Genomic DNA, 19,998 nt, shown 5'->3' on the forward strand with positions numbered 1-19,998 from the left:
TTAGCTTTTTTATACGGCATCGTGCTATAACTGAATTATACAAGATGAAAGGAAGTGCTTATGTGAATGACATCAAGTATGATGAACTGGTCCGGAAAGTCCGGCAGCATGAAGAAACCATTGCCCAATTGGTTGAAATCATAGCTGTTACCAATCGCCGCCTTTCAGAATTGGATAGGAAGCAGGGAGAACAATCACATACTTATTCATTTACGTAAGCTCTCCTGTTCAGTATCCTCACGTTTGCCTCTTATTTGCCTCATGGAAAGAACAGTTCATCCCCGGACTGTTCTTTTGTTTTTAGTGTTGGTTCTTTTTACTAGAAGAAAAAGGAATAATACATTTGAAAACAGCCCTGGTTTCCATGAATAACAATCTTTCAAAAACGCCTGCAGCAATTCCTGGGGATGCAGTGATTGGTCTTTGTCCGGTCGCCTGAATAAGTTGTCATACAACTTGAGATACGTTATTATAAATAATGGACTATAATAAGTAAAGAAACTTTCCAAATAAATGTTATTGAGGCTTTGCCGTCGTGAATGACGGTAGGGTCCAGATTTGCTAAATACTATGAGGAGCGTTTTACATGGCAGGGTTACTGACAAAGATTTTTGGTGACGGCAACAAGAAACAGTTAAATAAAATACAGCGAAAAGTTGATCAGATTGAAGCTTTGGAATCGGAAATGGAACGGTTATCCGATAATAATCTCAGTGGTAAATCCGAGGAATTCAAGGAACGGTATGCAAATGGTGAGTCATTGGATGATATGCTTGTGGAAGCATATGCTGTTGTCCGTGAAGGATCCAAACGTATATTGGGGTTGCGGCCATTCCCTGTTCAGCTGTCGGGGGCAATTGCTCTTCACGAAGGCAATATCGCCGAAATGAAGACAGGGGAAGGTAAGACACTTGCATCCACAATGCCTGCGTACTTAAATGCTATTTCCGGAAAAGGTGTCCACATCATCACTGTTAACGATTATTTGGCTGAGCGTGATGCGGAGGACATGGGAGAGTTGTACAATTTCCTCGGTCTCACAGTCGGTTTGAACGGCAATGGCATGACAAAAGAGGAAAAACGGGAAGCGTACAACAGTGACATTACGTATGGTACGAATAATGAATTTGGCTTTGACTACCTGCGTGACAATATGGTGCTGTATAAAGAGCAGATGGTGCAGCGTCCGCTTCATTTTGCCATCATTGACGAGGTCGACTCGATTCTGATTGATGAGGCGCGGACGCCGCTGATCATTTCAGGCTCTGCGCAGAAATCAGCATCTATGTATCAACAGGCGAATGGATTTGTGCGCACTTTGAACCGGGAAACGGATTATACGTACGATGAAAAAACAAAAGGTGTTCAACTGACGGAAGAAGGGATTAATAAAGCTGAACGGTATTTCGATATTGAAAACCTGTTTGATTTGAACCATGTCACATTAACACACCATATTAACCAAGCACTGAAAGCACATGTGTCGATGCACCGTGATACAGATTATGTGGTTCAGGAAGGTGAAGTGATCATTGTCGACCAGTTCACAGGACGTCTGATGAAAGGGCGCCGCTACAGTGACGGTCTACATCAGGCAATCGAAGCCAAAGAAGGTCTGCAAATTCAAAATGAAAGCATGACACTTGCTTCGATTACATTCCAGAATTTCTTCCGTATGTACGAAAAACTTGCCGGCATGACAGGTACGGCGAAAACAGAAGAAGAAGAATTCCGTAATATTTACAATATGGATGTCATCTCCATTCCGACGAATGAGCCGATTATTCGCGATGACAAGTCAGATATGATCTATAAATCCGTCAAAGGGAAATTCCGTGCTGTCGCGGAGGATATTAAAGAGCGTCATCAGGCCGGACAGCCTGTGCTGGTCGGTACTGTTGCAGTTGAAACCTCTGAATTAATCTCCAAAATGCTGAAAAGTGCCGGTGTCCCACATAATGTGCTGAACGCAAAAAACCACTACCGTGAAGCTGAAATTATTGAAAATGCCGGACAGAAGGGTGCGGTTACGATTGCCACGAACATGGCCGGCCGCGGCACGGATATCAAACTCGGTGACGGTGTAACGGGACTGGGCGGTCTTGCTGTTATCGGGACCGAACGCCATGAGTCACGCCGGATTGATAACCAGCTGCGCGGCCGTTCAGGACGTCAGGGAGACCCTGGCATGTCACAATTTTATTTATCAATGGAAGATGAGCTGATGCGCCGCTTCGGTTCTGAAAATATGCGTTCAATGATGGACCGTCTTGGTATGGACGACTCCCAGCCAATTGAGAGCAAAATGGTATCACGTGCTGTGGAATCAGCACAGAAACGGGTGGAAGGCAATAACTTTGACGCACGTAAGACTGTCCTGTCATATGATGACGTACTGCGTCAGCAACGCGAAATCATTTACAAACAGCGTTTTGACGTGATTGAAGCGACCGAAGATTTACGGGAGATTGTCGAGGGAATGATCAAATCGACACTGGAACGTGTTGTCGGGGCGAATACACAGGATGAACTCGATGAGAATTGGGAACTCGACTCGATCATCGAATATGTTCATGGCAATCTGCTGAGTCCTGAAGATATTTCAGTGGATGATATTAAAGGCAAAGAACCGGATGAGATCATTGACTTCATTTTTGAAAAAGTCAAAGTACGCTATGATGAAAAGGAACAGGAACTGACACCTGAACAAATGCGTGAATTTGAAAAAGTCATTGTATTGCGTACGGTTGATACCAAATGGATGGATCATATCGATCAGATGGATCAGCTGCGTCAGGGTATTCATCTGCGTGCTTACGGCCAGAATGATCCGCTGCAGGAATACCAGGCAGAGGGCTTCCAGATGTTTGAGGAAATGGTAGTCGAGATTGAAGAGGAAGTTGCCAAATATGTCATGAAAGCACAAATACGCGACAACCTGCAGCGTCAGGAAGTTGTGAAAGACACGCAAGCGGTATCCGGTGGTGACCAGGAAGAAAAGAAAAAGTCCCGCAAGCCTTATGTGAAGACTGAAACTGCCGGCCGCAATGATCCATGTCCATGTGGCAGCGGCAAAAAATACAAACATTGTCACGGTGCATAATTACACCGTATATGTGTAACACTCCCGGATCGGCGGGAGTGTTTCGCTGACATGATCAAATTATTTTTAGAGGTGAGAAAATATGGAACTTGCTGAAATCGGCAATGAACTTGAACAGATGACGAGACGAATAAATGACTTCAGGGGGTCTCTTTGACTTAGATGTCAAAAGAGAACGTATTCGAGAACTGGAACTTGAAATGGCAGACCCTGCATTCTGGGAAGACCAGGAAAAAGCACAAAAACTGATTGACGAAAACAACAGTCTGAAAAGTTATGTAGAAGGATTTGACTCGCTGGAAAGCAGCCTGGAAAACCTTGAAGTATCCTATGAACTCGTTAAAGAAGAAAACGATCGGGAATTATTCGCTGATCTTGAAAAGGATTTAACAGAACTGCAAAAAGAAATGAATAACTTTGAACTGCTGATGCTGTTGAGTGAACCATACGATCAGAACAACGCCATTCTGGAATTGCATCCGGGTGCAGGCGGCACAGAATCTCAGGACTGGGCGAGCATACTATTGCGTATGTACCAGCGCTGGGCGGAACGAAAGAACTTTACGATTGAAACGCTGGATTATCTGCCCGGTGACGAAGCAGGAGTCAAAAGTGTTACATTATGGATAAAAGGGCACAATGCATACGGTAATTTAAAAGCGGAAAAAGGCGTGCACAGGCTGGTGCGTATTTCCCCATTTGACTCTTCCGGACGCCGTCATACATCATTTGCGTCATGTGATGTCACGCCTGAAATGGATGATAACGTGGATATCGAAATAAAAAATGAAGACATTAATCTTGACACGTATCGCGCGAGTGGTGCGGGAGGCCAGCATGTCAATACGACCGATTCAGCTGTGCGCATTACACACCTGCCGACAAATATCATTGTTACCTGTCAGTCTGAACGCTCGCAAATTCAGAATCGCGAACGGGCAATGAAAATGCTCCGGTCCAAATTGTATCAACGGGAACTGGAGCGGCAGCAGCAGGAACTTGATGAAATACGCGGTGAACAGCGGGAAATCGGCTGGGGGAGTCAAATCCGCTCATATGTTTTCCATCCCTACACAATGGTGAAAGATCATCGTACAAACCTTGAAGCAGGTAATGCACAAGGCGTTATTGACGGGAACCTCGATCCATTTATCGACGCATATCTCCGTACCTTGATACAGTGAAACTTCATTCAGCGGGGCGTTCTTCCCCGCTGAATGTTAGTTGAACCGAATCGGACATTTTAGCAGTTGTATGCTACGCGAATTAATAATTCATAAATTTGACATATATTTCTTGCGCCCCTGCTTTGATTAGTATTCCGTCAGCACCAGCCGCAAAATAGCCATGTTTCTCGTTTTAAATTTTCGGTAATGGGTTATAATAACAGTGATAACCTTTCACAAAATTATGTTAGGGGGATTTAACATGAAAAAATTGTTAATGACAATGTTATTCGGCACGGCGCTTGTGCTCGGCGCATGTGGCGGCGGAGGAGATAACGGCGGTGATGGCGGTGACTCTTCCGGAAGTGACGGCGGGGAAACATCGGAATCAGCAGCAGCTGAAGAGCTTTTTCAAAGCAACTGCGCATCATGCCATGGACAAGATCTCTCAGGTGGAATGGGCCCTGATTTAACATCAGTCGGTGCTGACCACTCTGCCGATGAAATTGCCGATATTATTAAAAACGGCAAAGGGGATATGCCTCCGCAGGACCAGGTTGCAGATGAAGATGCACAAACGATTGCCTCATGGTTAGCTGAAAAGAAATAACGGAAAAAGTTTGGTCTATGTTATAAACAATAGACCAAACTTTTTTTGTGGAATTTTCTCATTATAATTCTCTTCGTGCAATTGGCAGCCGAAACTCTTGTTTTCTTTCAATGTTTCATTATTTTACATAATCCGAGCTAATGATATTAAATGTTACAAAATTGTATTCGAAGTGATTAAAATGAAATGAAAATGTAATATTATAAGCATAAAATTTGTGCTGAAAAATGTTATAATAGATAAAAATTACATATACAAACTCGTTTTAAGAAAAAGGGGTAAGTCTTTTTTAAAAAGGCTGAAAGACATAATTCGGGATTAAGCACTTAATTGCCGAAACTTCCCGGATCAGCCCGAATGAACTCACATCGCCGGAAGGAAGAGGAACCCTTTCCTCATTTCTTCCGGCACCGGTTTGTGCAAAGAATTAACAACTAAGACAGAGCAGCACTAAAGATTAAAGGTGATATTTAAATGATTAATATGAAAGATGTTTACAAGACTTATGCCAACGGTGTCACTGCCCTTAATGGGATTGATATAGGTATTGATCAGGGTGAATTTGTATATGTCGTCGGTCCAAGCGGTGCCGGGAAATCGACGTTTATCCGGCTTATCTACCGTGAAGTGAAGCCGACAAATGGAACGATTATCATTGATGATACTGATTTAAGCACCCTGAAAAAGAGGAAAGTTCCCTTCCTGCGCCGCAATGTAGGCGTAGTTTTCCAAGATTTTAAACTGCTTCCAAAACTGTCAGTCTATGAAAATATTGCATTTGCGCTTGAAGTCATTGAAGAGTCGCCCCGCAATATCCGCAAGCGTGTCATGGATGTGCTCGAACTGGTCGGTCTTAAAAATAAAGCACGTTTCATTCCGGATGAATTATCAGGGGGAGAGCAGCAGCGTGTATCAATCGCACGTGCCATCGTAAACCACCCTAAAATTGTCATTGCGGATGAACCAACCGGAAATCTGGACCCCGACACATCATGGGAAATCATGCGGATTTTTGAAGAAATAAATGCGAAGGGCACGACCCTTATCATGGCCACCCACAGCAAAGAAATTGTCAATACGGTTAAAAAACGTGTTATCGCCATTGAAGATGGCTTAATCGTCCGTGACGAACATCGAGGTGAATACGGCTATGAAGCTTAGAACTACAAAGCGCCATATCCGGGAAGGCATTAAAAACATCTTCCGGAATGGCTGGATGACAGTTGCATCAGTAGGTGCAGTGACCACGACATTGCTTTTGGTGGGGACCTTTCTTGCGTTAATGCTGAATCTTAACTATATGGCGAACGGCCTGGAAGAAGATGTTCAGATTGAAGCATTGATTGACCTTACTGCCGAAGAGGAACAAATACAGGAACTTGGAACATCCATCAAGCAAATGGAAGGGACAGATAGTGTTGTATTTACTTCCAAGGATGAACAGTTAAATCAGCTGATCGAGGATATGGGTAAAGAAGGTTCGACCTGGCAGATGTTTCAACAGGATAATCCGTTGAGCCATGCCTATATTGTAAAGGCTGCGCAGCCCAATGAAACAGAGGCCTTGGCCAATCAAATCAAACAATTGGATGGCATTCAGGAAGTAAACTACGGACAGGATGTTATTCACCAGTTATTTCAATTCAATGAGTATGCCCGGAATATTGGACTTATCCTGATTGCCGCTTTAGTCTTCACAGCGATATTCCTTATTTCAAACACGATTAAACTCACGATTATGGCGCGAAGCAGAGAGATTGGAATTATGAAGTTAGTCGGCGCAACAAATGGCTTCATTCGCTGGCCGTTTTTCATTGAAGGAATGCTGCACGGGGTGTTGGGGGCTATCATACCAATTACCGCTGTATTAACTGGTTATTACTATCTGGACAATAACTTGAAAGACCAAATCAACTATGCCTTTGTGGAACTGTTGCCATTTAACCCATTTGCCTGGCAGCTATCACTCATTATTCTGCTTATAGGGACATTCATCGGAATCTGGGGAAGTGTTATGAGTGTTCGCAAATTCCTGAAAGTATAAATACAATTGATTTTAAAAGCAGTTGCTGCTTTTAAACCCGGAGGATTGGAAACCGTTTCCTTCGGGTTAAAGCAGAGATGATAACCTCTCAACGACCTAGAAGAGCTGGGCGCTGAAAGCAAATTGTACATCGGCCGTAATAACAAATAACAACATGATTTTTCTAAAGAATCCTAAATAAATGCTAATCCTAAAAATCATTTGACTAGACGTAACAGAGAGGGGAAAACGAGAATGAAGAAATTTATTTCCTATTTATTGGTTGCATTAATGGTTCTCGGTACGGGTTTTGCAGGTTCACAAAAAGCATCCGCTCAGTCCACCGATGAACTTGAACAGAAAATCGAAAATAAAAAGAATAAACAGGAAGAAATAGAAAAAGAGCAATCCAATCTAAAGAATGACAAACAGAACACGGAAGAAAAAATCGAGAAAAACTTGGATAAACAGGATTCCGTGAACAGTGAAATTACAACAATCAATCAGAAATTGACTGATACAAGGGAAAAGATCAGCACAAAAGAAAATGAAATAACTGATACAAATGAACAGCTTGACAAGTTAAGCAATCAAATTGATGAACTCAATGCACAGATTGAAAAATTAAAAAAAGAAATTCAGGAATTGAAAGAACGGATTAAAAAACGTGAGAAACTCCTTAAAGATCGCCTGCGAGCCATTCAGTCCAACGGCGGGAGCATGAAATACATAGAAGTTATTTTTGGTGCGAAAAGTTTTAGTGATTTAATCAGCAGATCCTCGGCGGTCAATACGATTATGGACCAGGACAAAGACATTATGGAAACACATAAGCGGGAAAAACAGGAAGTCGAGGATAAACAAGCTGAAGTGAAAACAAAGAAGGGAAATGTCGAACAAAAGAAAGCTGAAGTAGAAGATAAGAAAGCATCCCTTAAAAGTCAAAAGCAGGAACTTGAATCATTGAAGTCGGAATTGGATGACCAAATGGCTGAAAAAGAAAGCCTGCTTGGCGACCTGGAAGAAAAAGAGAAAGACCTTGAGAACTATAAAGTAAGTTTGGAAGATGAACAGGAAATACTTCGCAAGCAGAAAGCAGCCAATCAAAAAGCCATCGAGCTTGCCAAGCAGGAAAAGGAAAAGCTTAAGCAGCTTGCCAGAGAAAGACAGAGAGAAAGAAAAGCAAACAATAATTCCGGCAGCAGTTCAAGCAGCAGTTCAGACAACAGCTCAGGGGGCAATTCAGATGGCGGATCAAACCATTCTGCTGCACCAGCCAGTTCAGGTAATGGAATGTTCAATTACCCGCTGTCAGCACCCGTAACGTCCGGATATGGACAGCGTTGGGGCAGTCTCCATGCGGGCATTGATTTCGGGGTTGGACCAGGAACATCAGTAGGTTCCGCTGCTTCAGGTGTTGTTATTTCAACTCATAGTGAAAGTGATGGAACGATGAATGGTTACGGAAATGTTGTATTGGTTTCCCACTCAATTAATGGGACATCTTATACAACACTTTATGCACATTTAAGCAGTATAGCTGTTTCATCCGGTCAGACAGTCAGCAGCGGTCAGATCGTTGGAACAAGTGGAAATACAGGTCAATCAACCGGACCGCATTTGCATTTTGAAATTCATAGAGGCGGCTGGAACGGATCAAAGAGTAATTCAATAAATCCATTAAGCGTTCTGAACTAAAATCAGCGCATGTCATTGCATTTTGGCTGCATAAACTATATTATTAAAGGCATCGCACATTTTCGGTGTGATGCCTTTTTATAGATGAAAAACAGATTACCAATCATCACTTCCTTTGACTTCTGAAACGAACAGACAACCAGCAAATATAAGTTGGGGTGAAATAATGAAATTGAAAAAGAGATATATAACACTTCTTTTAATTGCTGCGCTTCTTCTGGGATTTGCAGGGGCATTTCTGGGAGTAAAACTGGCACAGCCGGACCCGGCACCGCTCGGGGAACAGCAGGAGACAGCTGATACATCCGGACAAATCAGCAGTGAAGCGCCGGAAAACATGCAAAAAGTAGCTCAAACCTTTAACTTAATTAAAAAACATTACCTGGAAGATGTTAAAGACAAGCAATTAATCGAAGGCGCCATTAAAGGGATGGTCAGCTCATTGGACGACCCATACAGTTCCTATATGGATGTGGAGACGATGGAGCAGTTTAATCAACAAATTGAATCCTCATTTGAAGGGATCGGTGCTGAAGTCTCCATGGTGAACGATAAAGTAACGATAGTTTCACCGATCAAGGATTCACCCGCTGAGGAGGCAGGGCTCCGTCCGAATGATCAGATTTTGAGTGTCGATGGAGAAAGTGTCGCCGGATTGAGTTTGAACGAAGCAGTTGAAAAGATCCGCGGCGAAAAAGGTTCCGAAGTTGTCCTCGAAATTCAGCGTTCCGGTGTTTCAGAATCTTTTGATGTAACCATTGAGCGTGATGAGATTCCGGTAGAAACCGTTTATTCCGAGGTAAAGACCATCGACGGGAAGAAAACGGGCATTATCGAAATAACGTCTTTTGCTGAAAATACAGCTGAACATTTCAATAAACAGCTGAAGTCACTGGAAGAGAAAAATATCGAAGGCTTGGTCATTGATGTACGCGGCAACCCGGGCGGAGTATTGTCCGCTGTCGAGGGCGTACTGAAAAATTTCATTCCGAAAGATGTTCCGTACGTGCAAATTGAAAACCAGAACGGTAAAGCAGATAAGTCCTTTTCCAATCTGGATGAGAAAAAGCCTTATCCAATCAGCGTGCTGATTAATGAGGGAAGCGCATCCGCTTCCGAAATTTTGGCGGTGGCCATGAAGGAAGTCGGATATGATGTCGTAGGCACGAAAAGCTTCGGCAAAGGAACTGTTCAGCAGGCCGTTCCGGTCGGTGATGATGGAAGCAGGGTCAAATTAACATTCTTCAAGTGGCTATCACCTGAGGGAAACTGGATACACGAAAAGGGTGTTAAACCGACTGTTAAAGTGGAGCAGCCTGATTATTACTTTACAAATCCTATGCAGGTTGACGAGCCCCTCAAGTATGATGAGACGGGTGAAAGTGTTAAGAGCATGCAAGTGATGCTGAAAGGTTTAGGCTATGATCCAGGACGTACGGATGGCTATTTCAGTAAAAATACTGAAGCGGCTGTCGAGAACTTTCAGTCAGACAATGACCTGGAAGTGACTGGTGAAGTCAATGAAAAAACAGCAGGGGCGGTCGAAACTAATGTCGTTGACCGAATCCGTAATGGAAAAGATGACCGGCAAATGGAAAAAACGCTTGATGTTTTGTATGAATAAATGTAAGGAATAAAGATATCCGCGGGTTTTTCTCGCGGTTTTCTTTTCCTGTTATGCAGGAACTTTTCGACAAATATCGAATATAATCAAAGACGCGTTCATTCAATAAAGCCGGGAACTGGATTTATCGGACAAGTTTCAGAAGAAGATGTGACAGAAGGTGATTAATGTGGTACAAACCTGGCTCATGGAACTGGCCAATGGGATAGGGAGGTTTTTTTTAAATCCTCTTGTGTATTGGGCAATTATTCTATCAATCGTTGTCGGGTATAAACGAATAAGAAAAGAACGCAATCATTTTGGCCTGAAAATTTTTGATATCTTTTCAGAATGGAAGAATGCAGGTCGGGTAACTTTGATATATGGTATCGTATTATCCGTCATAACGATAGGGACAGGGATGGTATTCTCATATGAAACAATCATGCTGCTTGCGGCGGTGACGATTCTTCTCAGTCTCTCAATGCGCTTAACACTGCTGTCTCCTGTTTATACGATTGGAATAACATTTTTACTGTTGCTGCTGGCCCCTTTTGTGCTTGAAAGCCAGTCATTAATTGATATGGATTTATTCAGCGCTCCAAATTTTACCGGATTGAGCCTGCTGTTTGCTATATTTATTTCGGCTGAGGCGTTTTTATTAAAACGGCATAACCGAAACGGGACATTCCCGGATATGGAGCTTGGACGCCGGGGGACATGGATTGGTATACATCATCTTAAAAAGATGACACTTATTCCCTTTTTCGTCCTTATTCCGTCTGGTCCGCTTACGTCAATCGCTTCTTTCTGGCCATATTTCTCAGTAGGTGGTGAAACCTACAGTCTTATGCTTGTCCCATTTTTAATTGGGTTTGACCACACTGTCCGAAGCGAGTTGCCTGAAAAAGCAGCGGTCCGTCTAGCAAAACCTGCCCGCATGCTAAGTCTGATTGTCCTGCTGCTGGCGGCCGGAAGCATGTTTATCGGCTGGCTCGCACTGGCAGCAATTGTTGCCGGTATCATTGGTCGGGAGTATCTCAATTTTAAACACCGGACAGCCGATCAGAAGAAGACGCCATTTTTCACTCAGAATTCGCGGGGAATAAAGGTGTTGGCCGTTGTTCCGGGTACACCTGCTGACCGGCTGGGGATATTGGTAGGTGAAACGATAACTAAAGTCAACGGCAAGAAAATAGACAGGATTGAACAGTTTTATTATGCTTTGCAGGACAGCGGGGCGTTCTTTAAATTGGAAATACGCGGTGATAACGGAGAAGCCCGATTTGTTCAAAGCGCCCTTTATGAGAAAGACCACCATGAACTGGGGATTATAACAGCAGCCAGACGCTACAAGGACAGTCAGCTTGCTTAATTGAATCAGATAAATTGATATTGAGGCAGTAAGGTGCATATCGTAACTTTGCTGCCTTTTTACTGTTCTCATTAGTATTTTGGATTAAAATACCTTCAATATTATTTGCCCCGTTAAAGCAAACTAATGAACGCAATACAGTTACAGAAAAGGAAAAAATGGTATGAAGAGTTATTTGCTGACGATATGGAGCACGCTTGACCCCATTTATTACAATTTCACTAGACTTCATCATGTGGCGGATTATGAACGAAATAAAACGATATTTCGCGTCAGATTAACGAAATATAGAGGCTCGCCTGTAATCCTGGAAGATGGCACATCGATTCGTAAAAACGATGTGCTGTTGAAAATCCACTTGCATAACGTCCGTATGATTCGTGAGCTAAAGAACATCAAAAGCGAAGTTCAGCGTGCTTTATTGCTATATCATATGGTCCGGGATGATTTGCAATGTCTTTCCAGTTACATTAATGGACACTCCAGACGCCATGAAATAAAAGCCGTTATTGGAATCACAATGTTAAATAAGGGAACACGGCGGCTTGGATTTGAAGCATTTTCAATCCAAAACAGATACTACCGGTTGTTCAAACAATTGACGTGCCAGATCATTAATTATATCGCAGGCCGTCCTGACCGGAACCCGCCTTGCTACTTGTTCATGTCAACGAACCGGCTGTTGAGTCACTCGGAGCGAATGGATTAAACATGTTCGGGCTGGCTGAAAGGTATCTGGTGAAATGTTATTTCCGGTCTTGAGCCAATACGTATATTGAGACCGGTCTGCCCAAGCCCTTCACTGATATAAAAAGGTGATTTATTGTGCATGTGCAAGCCTTTTATCGTGTTTTGTTTCGCGAGTTTGCCCATTTTGACAAGATGATATGCCTTGGGGTAGCAAATCTGGCCGCCATGAAAATGTCCGGCCATTAAATAATCGAACGTATACCCTTGCATCTCGAGCACGATGTTCGGGTCATGCGTAAGAACGATATTCGTTCCCGTGTCCACATGCCGATAGGCCACAGGCAGGTCGCTGCGGTTTGTACTATAGTCATCGATTCCGATTATATTGATTGTGTGTCCGTCGACTGAAAAACTTTGATGGGCATTCCGCAGTACCTGGATATTATACTGCTCCATTAAATTAATAAGTTCTGATAAATCCCGGTCGTTGAGAACATAATCGTGATTGCCCAGTACTGCGTAAATGCCATATGCCGGTTTCATGTCGCGTAATACACGCAAAAAGGGCAGTAATTTAGGAATACTGCGTTTCCGGTCAAGAAAGTCACCGGTCAATGCGATCATATCAACGGATTCATTTCTTAGCTTGTCCGCCAGCTGGGAAGGTGTTAGTGATATATTTTCCAAATGTAAATCGGACAAATGAAGGATGGATAATACCGGGGCATGCTCGGCGGATTCCGGAATTGCGTTAATTTTATTAATCTGTATATCTTGTGTATTTTTGTAGGCTTTGTACAGGAAATAGCCGATACACAACGTTATAAGCACCATTATGGCATATATCATCGTATGACTCCTCTCCTGTCAAAATTATAGCATTTGACTAGGGCAGAATCATTGGTAATTGGTTTCAATGGAGGTAAAAACATGGAAAAGGCACTATTTTTACCATTCATGCAAATACAAACCGGGCATCATCATGTGGCAGATGCATTAATTGAGGAAATTGAATCTTGCCGAAATGATATGTCATGTGACAAAGTGGATATTTTGTCATACAGCTACGGCAGAATGGAAAAAGTTATTTCCTCCGCTTATTTAAACTGGATCAAATATTTTCCGGATCTCTATGATTGGTTGTACAGGCTTGCCGCTTATAAAAAAGCACCTATACATAACCGCCGATATCTTTATGAAGCAATGTTTATACATTTTTTTAAACGGCTGACGAACCAGCAGGATGTCCGAATCCTATTTTGTACGCATGCGCTTCCGTCAAACATAGCAAGTGTATTAAAACTGCAGAATAAATTGCCGTCTGTCACGGTCAATGTTTATACGGATTTTTTTGTTAATGATGTCTGGGGGATTGAAGGGATCGATTACCATTTTGCTCCTACATTGACGGTTAAAAATTATTTAACAGAGAAAGGTGTCAGGCCGGAAGCGATTTATGTTACGGGTATACCAACCGGTCATGAATTTCAGATAAGGGAAGGGTACACAGAGAGCAAAAAAGCTATCATAAAAGTACTGGTGACCGGCGGCAGTCTAGGGGTGGGCTCGTTGAGGAATATGCTTCCGGCACTTAAGTCGGATAAGATTCATTATTATGTTTTATGCGGCAAAAATGATACATTTTACCGTGAATTGCTCCAGAAGCGACCCGCATCAGTTACACCGATTCCGTATATCACCAACAAAACTGAAATGAATCGAATGTATGATCAGGTTGATGCGGTGCTGACAAAGCCTGGAGGGGTGACCATCAGTGAATGCCTTTTAAAACGGAAACCGGTTTTTTTGTACAACCCGCTGCCTGGACAGGAACGGATAAATGTCGAGCAAATGAAGCGGCTGGGAACGGCAATTCCGGTGGATACGGACAATAATTTGGATGTACAATTATTGCATTTTTTCATGGACAAAAATAGAAAAAAGGTGTATGAAGAGAACGTTGAAGCATATCATCACAATCTGGACCATCGGCAAATGTCAGACCTTTTGGAAGACATGCTCAATAAAAAACATTAGCGGGGCGGCTGCTAATGTTTTTATAAATGATATAAGAAAGTATAAATTTTTGGCTCTACGAATGCTTTATCAAAAATAGCCACGTCTGGCTCCAGCGCTAAAGCTGTAGCGTGACTTCCTTCACCTCCGTCCGATAAGTCAACAGCGATTCACTTACGTTCATCGTGTTTCCTTTATCTCCTGCGGTTCAGTCCAGTCCGTACGTCGCTAAACGGGCGCTTGCGCCTTTGTTTTTTATCAATTTCTCCTCGTTTTGATTGTCCCCGCTTAACTCTGTAACCGTTCCTGCATTGCTTGCAGCGCTCTTTCTGACAGACATGATACTCATGTGCGGTGTCGGGTTCGCTTGGTTTGTTAATCCCTTGTGAATGATTTTTAGCTAGGATATCGGGTAAAATGGATAATAGATAAACCAAATGGATATTAACGAATATTTGTTCGTTTAACAGTTAAAATATCGGAACAATTGTGATAGAATAGATTCATCGAATGAGAACGGAGGTTTTCGTTTTGGAAAACAAATTTGAACTGGTGGCCGATTATGAACCGCGCGGTGATCAGCCCGAAGCGATCAGAGATATCGTCGAGAAGGTGAAAGCCGGACAGCGGCACCAGACATTGCTGGGGGCAACGGGTACCGGAAAAACGTTTACGGTATCCAATGCTGTAACGGAGATTAACCGCCCGACGCTGGTGATTGCCCATAATAAAACACTTGCCGGTCAATTGTACAGCGAGTTCAAGGAATTTTTTCCGAATAATGCTGTTGAATATTTTGTCAGCTATTATGACTATTATCAGCCGGAAGCTTATGTGCCTTCGACTGATACGTTTATTGAAAAAGACGCGAGCATTAACGATGAAATCGATAAATTGCGGCACTCGGCAACGTCAGCACTGTTTGAACGCCGTGATGTGCTGATTGTTGCCAGTGTGTCATGCATTTATGGCTTGGGCTCACCGGAAGAGTATGAAAGCCAGGTACTTTCGTTAAGAATGGGGATGGAAAAGGATCGCGACCAGCTCTTGCGTGATTTGGTCGATATCCAGTATGCCCGTAATGATATAGACTTCCAGCGCGGAACGTTCCGTGTTCGCGGTGATTCGGTTGAAGTCATTCCGGCATCACGGGAAGAACACTGTATGCGTGTTGAATTTTTCGGTGATGAAATCGATCGGATCCGTGAAGTCGATGCGTTAACCGGTGAAATTGTCGGTGACCGGGAACATGTGGCCATTTTTCCGGCATCCCACTTTGTTACACGTGAAGAAAAGCTAAAAAAAGCAATTAAAAATATTGAAAAAGAGCTTGAGGAACGGCTGGCGGAACTTCGTGAACAGGATAAACTTCTGGAGGCACAGCGTCTCGAGCAGCGTACCAATTATGATATTGAAATGATGGAAGAGATGGGCTTTTGCTCGGGTATCGAAAACTATTCCCGGCATCTGACCTTCCGTGAGCCTGGTTCGACGCCATATACATTGCTGGATTTCTTTCCGGATGATTTTTTGTGTGTCATTGATGAATCACATGCGACACTGCCGCAAATCAGGGGAATGTATAATGGTGACAGGGCGCGTAAACAGGTGTTGGTTGATCATGGTTTTCGCTTGCCGTCTGCACTCGACAACCGCCCATTGAAGTTTGGAGAGTTTGAAAAAGCAACCAGCCAGCTGATTTATGTATCGGCAACACCGGGTCCATATGAACGGGAACATGCACCGGACTATACCGAACAGATTATTCGTCCGACAGGTCTCTTGGATCCGAAAGTGCATGTCAGACCAATCGATGGACAGGTTGATAATCTGATAGAGGAGATCAGCAAACGGTCGAAGCGGAATGAGCGTGTGCTGGTCACAACTCTGACGAAAAAAATGTCCGAGGATTTGACTGATTACCTGAAAGAGATTGGGATGAAAGTTGCCTACTTGCATTCGGAAATCAAGACACTGGAGCGGATTGAAATCATCCGGGATTTGCGTGTCGGCAATTACGATGTGCTCGTCGGCATTAACCTGTTGCGTGAAGGGCTGGATATACCGGAAGTATCGCTTGTCGCTATTCTGGATGCCGATAAGGAAGGTTTCCTTCGTTCCGAGCGTTCGCTCATTCAAACGATGGGACGTGCGGCACGTAACGAAAACGGGGAAGTTATCATGTACGGTGATAAAATAACGAATTCCATGCAAGTCGCCATTGATGAAACAAACCGCCGCCGTGAAAAACAAATGGCCCATAATGAACGATATAATATTACACCGACAACGATCCGCAAAGACGTTCGTGATGTGATTCAGGCAACCGTAGCCGCCGAGGACGTCGAGGATTATGAAGACAAGAAAAATAATGTTGCCAAGATGACGAAAACCGAGAAAGCAAAAATGATTGATAGTATGGAAAAAGAAATGAAAGAAGCGGCAAAAGCGCTTGATTTCGAAAAGGCCGCTGAACTTCGCGACATTGTGCTTGAATTGAAGGCAGAAGGTGCCTGATCATTCAACTCATTTTTGACACGCATACTATCAAGCAAGTGGAAGGATGACCTGTTCATGCCAAGCAAAGAAATAAAGATTCAAGGTGCTCGTGCACATAATTTACAAAATATAGATGTATCAATCCCTAAAAATAAATTTGTCGTTTTGACAGGCCTGTCAGGGTCGGGCAAATCCTCACTGGCCTTTGATACGGTCTATGCAGAGGGACAGCGCCGTTATGTGGAATCCCTGTCCGCTTACGCGCGGCAATTTCTAGGTCAGATGGATAAGCCTGATGTTGACGCCATCGAAGGACTGTCACCGTCCATATCAATCGATCAGAAAACGACAAGCAACAATCCGCGTTCGACGGTCGGTACCGTTACAGAAATTTACGATTACTTGCGTCTGCTGTATGCCCGTGTCGGACATCCGACATGTCCGCGGCATGGTATTGAAATCAGTTCACAGACAGTGCAGCAGATGGTAGATCGTATACTTGAGTACCCCGAGCGAACAAAAATGCAGATCCTTGCCCCGGTGGTTTCCGGACGCAAGGGGGAACATGCCAATACGATTGAAAAACTGAAACAGGAAGGCTACGTCCGTATCCGTGTCGACCAGGAAATGCGTGAAGTGACTGATGACATCCAGCTTGATAAAAATAAAAATCACTCGATTGAAGTGGTTGTCGACCGGATCATCGTCAAAGAAGGTGTTGCAAGCCGGCTGAGCGATTCGATTGAAACCGCACTGGGATTGGGTGACGGCAATATTATTGTTGATGTGATCGGTGATGAGGAACTTTTGTTCAGTGAAAACCATGCATGCCCGATTTGCGGTTTTTCAATCGGTGAACTGGAACCAAGACTTTTTTCATTCAACAGCCCGTTTGGTGCGTGCCCGTCATGTGATGGCCTTGGCACAAACCTTGAAGTTGATTTGGAACTCGTCATTCCGGACTGGAAGAAAACATTGAAGCAGCATGCAATCGCAGCATGGGAGCCAATCAGTTCCCAGTATTACCCGCAGCTTCTGAAAAGTGTTTGTGACCATTACGGCATTGACATGAATATTCCGGTCAAGGATATCCCGAAAAAACAGATGGACAAAATTTTATATGGAAGCGGCAAAGAAAAGATCCATTTCAGCTATCAAAATGATTTCGGCAAACTGCGTGATAATCATATTTATTTTGAAGGTGTTTTGAATAATATTGCCCGGAGATATCGGGAAACACCGTCAGATTTCACACGCGAGCAGCTGGAAAAATATATGGCCCATAAAAAATGCCCATCCTGCAACGGGCACCGTCTTAAGGAAGAAGCGCTTGCGGTGCTCGTGAACGGGAAGCATATCAGCGAAGTGACTGATTATGCGATTACAGAGGCAAAGGATTTATTTGAAAACCTTGAGTTGACTGAAAAAGAAGAAACCATTGCCCGCATGATCCTGAAAGAAATATCTGACCGCCTTGAATTTATGAACAATGTGGGGCTCAGTTATCTGACTCTGTCTCGTACTGCCGGCACATTATCGGGTGGTGAGGCGCAGCGGATCAGGCTGGCAACCCAAATCGGTTCAGCCCTGACAGGCGTTTTATATGTGCTGGACGAACCGTCAATCGGTCTGCATCAGCGTGATAACAACCGATTGATCAATACGCTCAAACAGATGCGTGATTTGGATAACACGTTGATTGTCGTCGAGCATGATGAAGATACAATGCTGGCTGCTGACCACATTATCGATATTGGACCGGGCGCCGGCGAGCATGGCGGTCAAGTTGTAGCAAGTGGTACACCGGAAAACATGATGAAAAACAAAGAATCACTCACTGGACAATACTTGGCAGGTGACAAATATGTTCCGTTGCCGGCCAAACGCCGCAAACTAAACAAACGCAAGCAGCTCAAAATTGTCGGTGCCGAGGAAAATAACCTGAAAAACATCGATGCGTCGATTCCGGTTGGACTGCTTACGGTTGTTACCGGTGTTTCCGGTTCAGGCAAGAGTACATTGATTAATGAAATTCTGCATAAGTCTTTGGCCAAGCAATTGAACCGTTCGGCCAAATTAAAGCCCGGAAAACACAAGAAGATTAACGGCATCAACAATATTGAAAAGGTCATCGACATTGACCAGTCGCCAATTGGTCGGACACCACGGTCAAATCCGGCAACCTATACAGGAGTGTTCGATAATATCCGTGAGGTTTTCGCACAGACAAATGAAGCTAAAATCCGCGGTTATAAAAAAGGGCGTTTCAGCTTCAACGTAAAAGGAGGGCGCTGTGAGGCATGCCGCGGCGACGGCATTATCAAGATTGAAATGCATTTTCTGCCGGATGTCTATGTTCCTTGTGAAGTATGTCACGGCAAACGCTATAACCGTGAAACGCTGGAAGTGAAATATAAAGGAAAAAGTATTGCAGACGTACTGGAAATGACCATTGAAGAAGCATTAGACTTTTTCAGTAATCTTCCGAAAATCAAGCGGAAGCTGCAGACGGTTTATGATGTGGGGCTCAGCTATATCAAGCTGGGGCAGCCCGCCACAACTTTATCTGGCGGGGAAGCACAGCGGGTGAAACTGGCAAGTGAACTCCACCGCCGCTCCAACGGCAAATCGTTTTATATATTGGATGAACCGACAACAGGCCTCCATACAGATGATATCAACCGGCTCATGAGTGTGCTGCAGCGGCTTGTGGATAACGGGGATTCCGTACTGATTATTGAGCACAATCTTGATGTGATCAAAACAGCAGATCATATCATTGATCTCGGCCCTGAAGGCGGTGACGCCGGCGGTGAGATTATTGCCACTGGAACACCTGAAGAAGTTGCTGATATTGAGCAATCTTATACAGGCCACTATTTGAAACCTATTTTGGAACGTGACCGCAAACGAATGGAACGGGATATGGAACAGCGCGAAAAAGTCGGGTCGAAATAAGAAAGGAAAACGGCAAGCTGCTTAGCGGTTTGCCGCTTTTTCATGATATAAGAAAGTATAAATTTTTGGCTTTATGAATGCTTTATCAAAAATTGCCACGTCCGGCTCCAGCACTAAAGCTGTAGCGTGACTTCCTTTACCTCCGTCCGATAAGTCAACAGCGATTCCAGAAGTTCAAGGAAGGCCGACTAAACCCGGGCTTTGCGCCCAACGTCGGCATACTCCCTATGAGGGGGCATGTTTCCTTTATCTCCTGC

At 43.7% G+C, this 19,998-nt stretch carries 14 protein-coding genes; 13 read left to right on the top strand and 1 reads right to left on the bottom strand.

The window, feature by feature from the left end; all coding sequences use genetic code 11:
- The first annotated feature begins 62 nt into the window (after positions 1 to 62).
- The 10 genes from VK097_RS07980 to VK097_RS08025 all read left to right on the top strand — a co-directional run bounded on the left by VK097_RS07980 (position 63) and on the right by VK097_RS08025 (position 12,287).
- Positions 63 to 218 (top strand): hypothetical protein, encoded by a 156-nt coding sequence (locus tag VK097_RS07980; RefSeq protein WP_324211283.1) that lies wholly within the window; start codon positions 63 to 65, stop codon positions 216 to 218.
- 368 nt (positions 219 to 586) lie between these two features.
- Complete coding sequence (gene secA, locus VK097_RS07985) at positions 587 to 3,103, top strand: preprotein translocase subunit SecA (protein WP_324211284.1); 2,517 nt, start codon at positions 587 to 589, stop codon at positions 3,101 to 3,103.
- Between the two features lie 82 nt (positions 3,104 to 3,185).
- Positions 3,186 to 4,287 (top strand): peptide chain release factor 2 gene (prfB, locus tag VK097_RS07990; RefSeq protein WP_324211285.1). Its coding sequence is split into 2 segments (ribosomal slippage): positions 3,186 to 3,257 and positions 3,259 to 4,287, totalling 1,101 coding nucleotides; the frame shifts between segments, so codons are not numbered across the junction.
- Between the two features lie 244 nt (positions 4,288 to 4,531).
- Entirely contained in the window at positions 4,532 to 4,879 is a 348-nt protein-coding gene (cccB, locus tag VK097_RS07995; RefSeq protein ID WP_324211286.1) for a cytochrome c551, read from the top strand.
- A gap of 474 nt (positions 4,880 to 5,353) precedes the next feature.
- Positions 5,354 to 6,040 (top strand): cell division ATP-binding protein FtsE, encoded by a 687-nt coding sequence (ftsE, locus tag VK097_RS08000; protein ID WP_324211287.1) that lies wholly within the window; start codon positions 5,354 to 5,356, stop codon positions 6,038 to 6,040.
- The gene (gene ftsX, locus VK097_RS08005) at positions 6,030 to 6,923 is read left to right on the top strand and encodes a permease-like cell division protein FtsX (protein WP_324211288.1); all 894 of its coding nucleotides are present in this window, start codon (positions 6,030 to 6,032) and stop codon (positions 6,921 to 6,923) included. The genes ftsE and ftsX overlap by 11 nt, the downstream gene beginning before the upstream one ends.
- 234 nt (positions 6,924 to 7,157) lie before the next feature.
- A complete protein-coding gene (locus tag VK097_RS08010; protein ID WP_324211289.1) occupies positions 7,158 to 8,600 on the top strand; it encodes a murein hydrolase activator EnvC family protein in 1,443 nt (480 codons plus the stop codon).
- A gap of 166 nt (positions 8,601 to 8,766) precedes the next feature.
- Complete coding sequence (locus VK097_RS08015; RefSeq protein ID WP_324211290.1) at positions 8,767 to 10,224, top strand: S41 family peptidase; 1,458 nt, start codon at positions 8,767 to 8,769, stop codon at positions 10,222 to 10,224.
- Between the two features lie 169 nt (positions 10,225 to 10,393).
- Positions 10,394 to 11,578 (top strand): PDZ domain-containing protein, encoded by a 1,185-nt coding sequence (locus VK097_RS08020; protein WP_324211291.1) that lies wholly within the window; start codon positions 10,394 to 10,396, stop codon positions 11,576 to 11,578.
- A gap of 163 nt (positions 11,579 to 11,741) precedes the next feature.
- On the top strand, positions 11,742 to 12,287 hold the full coding sequence (locus tag VK097_RS08025) for a YkoP family protein (RefSeq protein WP_324211292.1): 546 nt from the start codon (positions 11,742 to 11,744) through the stop codon (positions 12,285 to 12,287).
- Here the strand turns inward: VK097_RS08025 and VK097_RS08030 are convergent.
- Positions 12,284 to 13,117, bottom strand: coding sequence for a metallophosphoesterase (locus tag VK097_RS08030; protein WP_324211293.1), 834 nt, complete (start codon positions 13,115 to 13,117; stop codon positions 12,284 to 12,286). The two genes, VK097_RS08025 and VK097_RS08030, sit on opposite strands and share 4 nt — an antisense overlap.
- Before the next feature lie 81 nt (positions 13,118 to 13,198).
- On the opposite strand from VK097_RS08030, the gene VK097_RS08035 reads away from it, so the two are divergent.
- The 3 genes from VK097_RS08035 (at position 13,199) to uvrA (ending at position 19,741) form a co-directional block, all read left to right on the top strand.
- Positions 13,199 to 14,305 carry an MGDG synthase family glycosyltransferase gene (locus tag VK097_RS08035; protein WP_324211294.1) on the top strand — a complete coding sequence of 369 codons (1,107 nt, stop codon included), beginning with the start codon at positions 13,199 to 13,201 and terminating at the stop codon, positions 14,303 to 14,305.
- A gap of 510 nt (positions 14,306 to 14,815) precedes the next feature.
- Complete coding sequence (gene uvrB, locus VK097_RS08040) at positions 14,816 to 16,801, top strand: excinuclease ABC subunit UvrB (RefSeq protein WP_324211295.1); 1,986 nt, start codon at positions 14,816 to 14,818, stop codon at positions 16,799 to 16,801.
- A 57-nt stretch (positions 16,802 to 16,858) separates the two neighbouring features.
- Complete coding sequence (uvrA, locus tag VK097_RS08045; protein ID WP_324211296.1) at positions 16,859 to 19,741, top strand: excinuclease ABC subunit UvrA; 2,883 nt, start codon at positions 16,859 to 16,861, stop codon at positions 19,739 to 19,741.
- Positions 19,742 to 19,998 lie beyond the last annotated feature (257 nt).

It is taken from the genome of Lentibacillus sp. (genome assembly GCF_035301675.1).
GTDB lineage: Bacteria > Bacillota > Bacilli > Bacillales > Amphibacillaceae > Lentibacillus.

What these genes read in the sequence shown, in the direction of transcription:
- ftsX (WP_324211288.1), top strand. Translation starts at nt 6,030, where the DNA reads ATGAAGCTTAGAACTACAAAGCGCCATATCCGGGAAGGCATTAAAAAC.
- uvrA (WP_324211296.1), top strand. Translation starts at nt 16,859, where the DNA reads ATGCCAAGCAAAGAAATAAAGATTCAAGGTGCTCGTGCACATAATTTA.
- VK097_RS08030 (WP_324211293.1), bottom strand. Translation starts at nt 13,117, where the DNA reads ATGATATATGCCATAATGGTGCTTATAACGTTGTGTATCGGCTATTTC.
- VK097_RS08015 (WP_324211290.1), top strand. Translation starts at nt 8,767, where the DNA reads ATGAAATTGAAAAAGAGATATATAACACTTCTTTTAATTGCTGCGCTT.
- VK097_RS08010 (WP_324211289.1), top strand. Translation starts at nt 7,158, where the DNA reads ATGAAGAAATTTATTTCCTATTTATTGGTTGCATTAATGGTTCTCGGT.
- ftsE (WP_324211287.1), top strand. Translation starts at nt 5,354, where the DNA reads ATGATTAATATGAAAGATGTTTACAAGACTTATGCCAACGGTGTCACT.
- secA (WP_324211284.1), top strand. Translation starts at nt 587, where the DNA reads ATGGCAGGGTTACTGACAAAGATTTTTGGTGACGGCAACAAGAAACAG.
- VK097_RS08035 (WP_324211294.1), top strand. Translation starts at nt 13,199, where the DNA reads ATGGAAAAGGCACTATTTTTACCATTCATGCAAATACAAACCGGGCAT.
- VK097_RS08025 (WP_324211292.1), top strand. Translation starts at nt 11,742, where the DNA reads ATGAAGAGTTATTTGCTGACGATATGGAGCACGCTTGACCCCATTTAT.
- cccB (WP_324211286.1), top strand. Translation starts at nt 4,532, where the DNA reads ATGAAAAAATTGTTAATGACAATGTTATTCGGCACGGCGCTTGTGCTC.